We start from the raw sequence: 5,207 nt of genomic DNA on the forward strand, positions 1-5,207 counted from the left end.
CGCCCCAGCCCCAAGCCCCCGACAGACCATGGCTCTCGCACCGTCGCGGCCACACTCGGCGTCACGCTCCGCGAATTGAGTACACGCCACGAGCACGGCAGCACCATCAATGCACTGGCCTGGCTGGTCGTGCACGCCGCACAGCACCTCGACCACGTGCAGCGCCTGTTCCGTGACGAAGCCACGTCGCTCAGCGACACCCTCAGCCGGGTGGCCGGCGGACAGGCGCACGTGAACCCCCTCGGCGTCCTCCAGCAGCGCGGCATCCAGCTCGACATCCTCGCCGCCCGCCGCGCGGACGCCATCGAACACCTCGACGTGACAGTGGGGACCTATCGACAAGCCGTGGCCGCCGACAGGGCCACCCCGCGACTCCAGCCCTCACACTCGCCCGCGCAGGCCGCACCGCCGCCCCAGGACCGCGCTGGCCACACACACTGAACTGCCCTGCCAAACATCAGGAGAGCGCTCTGCTCCACCGCTGCATCATCATCCGGCCCACCCTCCCACACCGCAGCAGGGATCCGCTCCATGACTGAAGCGCAGATCATCCTCTCGGCCAGCCAGGACTCCGGGATCGCCGCCATCCCCTCGGGCGAACACTACCCGCGGGCGCACACCGCCCTCGCGGAAAGCGGCTTCCAGCGGGACGCCGACTTCGTCTACCACATGCCCGCCAACGGCAACAAGACCACCTTGGCCGACCTGATCACGTGCGCGAAACGCCACCGCGTCAGCGTGCACACGAGCAGCCGCCGGTTCATCGGCGACGCGGCCCGCGACCTCGCACGCCTCTTGCCCGGCCAGTGGAAGGCGTCGGTCGAGGTCTACTCGCACCCCGCCTGGCAGGAACACCTCGTGCCCTGGATCTGGGACAGCGGCGAGCTCGGCCGCGCCCTGAAGAACGAGCGGATCCCCTACGCCGGGACACTCACCGACACGGTGAACGGCACCACGCTGCTGTATGTCGAACGCCCTGGGCATCAACTCCATTACCTTGTGGGCGCCCTTGCCTCGGATGAACTCCAAGAGGGCTACGGCGATCCGCACGCCCCACGCAGTATCGTCCTGCCGCCGTCCGCCGGGCGGGCGGCCCAGGCCATTGCCGACCAGTACCTGCCCGCCTACGAGCGGACCGTACACAGCCGTCGCACCTCAGCCATCGCCACGGCGCTGAGAAGCATCCGGTCCGAATACGACACTTGGCAGGCCACGGTCTCCGCCGACCGCCACGGCGACGCCACTCCGCTGGGCGCTGCTGTTCTCAGCTCCGCGGCCGAGAGATTCCTTAGCCACTCCTGGCGACACTTCCTCACTGTCCTCGACCACGCTCCGCCTCTGATCGACCACTGCCGTCCTGCCGGCAGCCCGTGGCCCGACGACGCAGCGACGCTGTCCCGCCTGACCGACGCCGTCACCCTCGTCCAGGCCCTGCACGACAGCCCCTTGTCGTCGAAGGAAAGCTACGCCCGCGCATGGCCGGCCATCGAGACCTGGCTCACGGACGGCGAAATCTTTCTGCGCCAAGCCCGCGTGAGCGCACCCCATCACCGACCGGCTCTCCCCGTCGCCACACCGGTCAGCCCCCTTCCCACGGGCCGTCCCAGGCACGGCAGCCACTGACCGCTCTCTCTCCCCCCGACCCTGTGAGGAGAACACTGCCCCTTGTCCCCCGGCACCCACTTCGTCTTCGGCGACCACGAAGAACACGGCTTCGTCGCCTCCTGCACCTCCTCCATGCCCGCGCACCTTGCCCACTGGTACCTGGAGCGCGAACAGTTCGAACCCGTCCCCGGCCGGCCCGGGCTGTACCGGCTCAACGAGCCCGAGCGTGACGGGGTCCGTCGGACCCGCCAGGCCGTCCACGATCTTCGCCGCCAGGGCTACACCGTGCAGGCCGACATCCGCCTCGACCCGGCCCCCGCCCCCACCTCGTCCCGCCGGTTCCAGCCCAACGGAAGCCAGCAGCAGCGTAGTCGCATCGCCCGGGCCGCCGCCGGCCCCACGACCCAGCACCGCGCTACACCGCCCACCACTTCCCCGTCGGCAGCACCGCCGAAGCCCACCTACGCACCAACCGTCCACCTGACGGCCCCTGGCGCCAGGCGGCCTCGATGACGCCCACCAGCGATACACCGCACGACGGCCTCCCACCCCAGGCACCCGAACTCGTCCAGGCTGCCGCCAGCTTTCAACAGCGGATGACGGCCATCGGCCGCGAGAGCGAGGTCGCGCTCGATCTGACCCGCGACCGCTACGGCCGCACCGTCCACGAAGGCGCCGCCGCAATCGCACGAGCCCGCCGTGACAAGACCGCGGTGGAGGCGTACGCCACCCACCTCGCCCCGCGCGCCGAGGCCCTCATCGATACAGCCCGCCTCGCGCTCGACCAGCTGCCGCCCGCCCGGCACCTGCCCGCGTGGCGGGCCGTACTGGACAGCCTGACTGCCTCCGCCGCCGAGATCCACCGGGCTCTCGACCGGCCGGCCTCCCCCGGTTCCCCCGCCGAACGCGCCCAGCACGCGGCGCTGTGGCCACACCTCACCGCTTGGGCGGACCTCAGCCCCGTCGCCTGCCACCTCGCCGGCCCACGCGAGAGCCGGCACCACAAGGCTCCGCTGACCGACGAGGAAGCGCAGACGTGGACCGAGAGGGCCCAGGCCGCGCAGTGGCGCGGCGAGCTGGAACTGACCGAGTCGTGGTACGCCGCCGACGGGCAGCCGATCACCCTCGCCCACCTGGTTGAGGAGGACGACTCGACGGTGGTCGCGCTGCGAGGCGACCCGTACGCACCGGGCTGGCAGGTCATCGGGCATTACACCCACGAATACGAGGCGGGAAAGGTACTGCCCGCGCCGGTCCCGCCCGGTGTACTGCGCGGGGACGTCTCCCGCTTCAACCGCCCTGCACCGGCCCCAGAGGCGTCACTGCAGGATCTCATCCGCGATGTCGTCGAAGGCCACAGCGCAGGGGACGCATCCGATGCCCTCCTGGGCGCCGTGCAGCGCGGGTACGACGCAGGCCCGATGATCCGGCTCCAGCAACTACTCGAAACGGGTGCCCAGTTCGCAAGCGCACTGGAGAGCGTGCAGGGCCGCCAGATTGCCGCTCGGCTCTCCGCGCTGAGCCGGCAGATCGAGTTCCTTGCCCGCGAAGTCGAAGAGACGGCCGAGGACCTCGGTGCGACTGTCGCCGTCCTGCCTCCGCACCGTGCCAGCGTGCCGCACGCCCGTCCGCGCCCGGCCGTGGACACCACACTGCCCACGCCGCCTCCTCGTACCGGCGCGACCGCCCACCAGCGCTAAGCCCCCAGAAACTACTCGTTGCCGTGCGCCGGCACCGCTCTTCCCCAAGGCTTCGCCGGGCGGTCTCGGCACGCGGCCGACACCGCCGCGCCTTCGCACCGGGGCCGGTACAAGACGCCCTGATCAGAGCGCACCTCTCCTTTCCGTCCCACTTGAAAAAACCGTTGATGGCCGTTGTTGGTACACCCGGCTATCAGAAGGTACGGAAAGGCAGTCAGGTAGCTGCGGGGAGGTGAGGCCCGCCCTGGGGCATGTCGGCAGTCGTGCCCGTCGTTCGTGGTCCAGCCACGCACCGTTGATGTGCGGCGCGCTCCGGGCCCTCCCCGCCTTCGCCCAACACCCCACCACTTCCCGCCTCCTCCGATAGGAGATCCGCCTTGCCCGACGCACCAGCAGAGCCGTTCATGACGATCCGGCACGCCATCACCGGCGAGATCACCACCACCGGCTACAACGCCGCCGCCCGGCGGATCCTGCTCCAGGACGGCTTCGAAGAGGCTCCCGTCTGCGCCTGCCGAGCGACGGAACCCGGTACGGAGCGGACGCACGGGCCCGCTCGGCAGCCAGCGAGCTGCTCGTCGCCGGTCATCCCCTGCACCTGCACCGAGCCCTCGGTCGACGGGTGAGCGCCGCCGTCGGTACGCCCCGGTTGGCCCGGTCGCCGATGTCGGCACAGTCCGTGACCCGCGGCCAGCCTCTCCAGCGACTCGCCAACCCCGCCCGGACTGAAACCTGTTGAAGGAGCCTCGTTGTGACCACACCCGCACCGCCTACCAGTGCAGCGCGCACCAAGGGCGGCGAACTACGGGCCAAGGTGGCCCGCCTGCTGGCCGACCGGCCAGCGGATTCGCTCTCCATCGGGGAGATGGCCAGGCAGCTGGGCCACTCTCACGGCGCCGTCCGCAACGCGGTCCTGACCCTGGTGCGACGCGGCGAGGCCGACCAAGGCGGAAGCGGACAACCGAAGTTCCGCGCGAATCCGCAGACCGCCGCAGCCGCGCAGACCGCGGTGATCAGCCCACCGGGCACCCACGCTCCCCGCGCCCAGGCGGCCAGGGCCCGCACGACCATTCCCGCAGCAGCCACACCGAAGCAGTCCGGCCCGATCCGCCGCCCGGGGGGTCAGCTCTACCACCCCCGGGAGCTGGCCGATCTGCCCGACGTCGAGGCGCTGAACCGGTTGCGGGACGCCGACGTGCCGGTGCTGCTCTACGGCCCTCCGGGCACCGGCAAGACGAGTCTGGTCGAGGCCGCGTTCCCGGACCTGCTCACCGTCGCCGGTGACGGCGACACCACGGTCGGCGACCTGATCGGCGAGTGGACCCAGGCCGACGGCGGAGGCTACGTCTTCCAGTACGGTCCGCTGGTCACCGCGATGACCGAGGGCCGCGCCCTGCTGATCGACGACGCCACGTTGATCTCACCGAAGGTGTTGGCGGCGCTGTATCCCGCGATGGACGGGCGCAGGCAGATCCAGGTCAAGGCCCACAAGGGCGAAACCATCAAGGCCGAACCGGGCTTCTACGTGGTGGCGGGCCACAATCCCGGCGTCCACGGGGCCGTTCTGACGGAGGCGCTCGCGAGCCGGTTCAGCGTGCAGATCCAGATCGGCACGGACTACGACCTCGCCCTGGCTTTGAAGATCGATCCCCGGGTGGTCCGGGTCGCCCGACACCTCGCCCATCAGGTCGAACTCGGCGAGCTGGGCTGGGCCCCCCAACTGCGGGAACTGCTCAGCTACCAGAAAACCGAGGCCGTCCTCGGCACCAAAGCCGCGCTCGCGAATCTCGTCGGCATCGCTCCCGTGGAGGATCGCGACACCGTCGCCGACGCCGTCACCAAGGCCGCCGGCGTCACGAAGATCGCGCCCCTCACCCTCGGCAAGCAGCTCCCCGACTCCCC

The 5,207-nt window shown here is 70.6% G+C and carries 6 protein-coding genes; all 6 read left to right on the plus strand.

All coding sequences use genetic code 11. From position 1 onward, the window contains the following. Nucleotides 1-75 precede the first annotated feature (75 nt). Nucleotides 76-441 carry a hypothetical protein gene (locus tag LCE31_RS36370; protein WP_225022202.1) on the plus strand — a complete coding sequence of 122 codons (366 nt, stop codon included), beginning with the start codon at nt 76-78 and terminating at the stop codon, nt 439-441. Nucleotides 442-531: 90 nt separating this feature from the next. Further along, nucleotides 532-1,623 carry a hypothetical protein gene (locus LCE31_RS36375; RefSeq protein WP_225022204.1) on the plus strand — a complete coding sequence of 364 codons (1,092 nt, stop codon included), beginning with the start codon at nt 532-534 and terminating at the stop codon, nt 1,621-1,623. Nucleotides 1,624-1,665: 42 nt separating this feature from the next. Next, nucleotides 1,666-2,118 carry a hypothetical protein gene (locus LCE31_RS36380; RefSeq protein WP_225022206.1) on the plus strand — a complete coding sequence of 151 codons (453 nt, stop codon included), beginning with the start codon at nt 1,666-1,668 and terminating at the stop codon, nt 2,116-2,118. Then, nucleotides 2,115-3,305: a hypothetical protein gene (locus LCE31_RS36385; protein ID WP_225022208.1), complete on the plus strand. Its 1,191-nt coding sequence runs from the start codon at nt 2,115-2,117 to the stop codon at nt 3,303-3,305. Before LCE31_RS36380 ends, LCE31_RS36385 begins: the two co-directional genes overlap by 4 nt. A gap of 404 nt (nt 3,306-3,709) precedes the next feature. After that, nucleotides 3,710-3,931 carry a hypothetical protein gene (locus tag LCE31_RS36390; protein WP_225022210.1) on the plus strand — a complete coding sequence of 74 codons (222 nt, stop codon included), beginning with the start codon at nt 3,710-3,712 and terminating at the stop codon, nt 3,929-3,931. 188 nt (nt 3,932-4,119) lie between these two features. Beyond that, the coding region (locus LCE31_RS36395; protein WP_225022212.1) for an AAA family ATPase at nt 4,120-5,207 on the plus strand (1,088 nt) is incomplete at its 3' end.

It is taken from the genome of Streptomyces sp. 8L (assembly GCF_020176795.1).
Lineage (GTDB): Bacteria > Actinomycetota > Actinomycetes > Streptomycetales > Streptomycetaceae > Streptomyces.

Excerpts from the sequence above, each read along its gene's own strand:
- LCE31_RS36375 (WP_225022204.1), top strand. The coding sequence starts at position 532 with ATGACTGAAGCGCAGATCATCCTCTCGGCCAGCCAGGACTCCGGGATC.
- LCE31_RS36385 (WP_225022208.1), top strand. The coding sequence starts at position 2,115 with ATGACGCCCACCAGCGATACACCGCACGACGGCCTCCCACCCCAGGCA.
- LCE31_RS36390 (WP_225022210.1), top strand. The coding sequence starts at position 3,710 with ATGACGATCCGGCACGCCATCACCGGCGAGATCACCACCACCGGCTAC.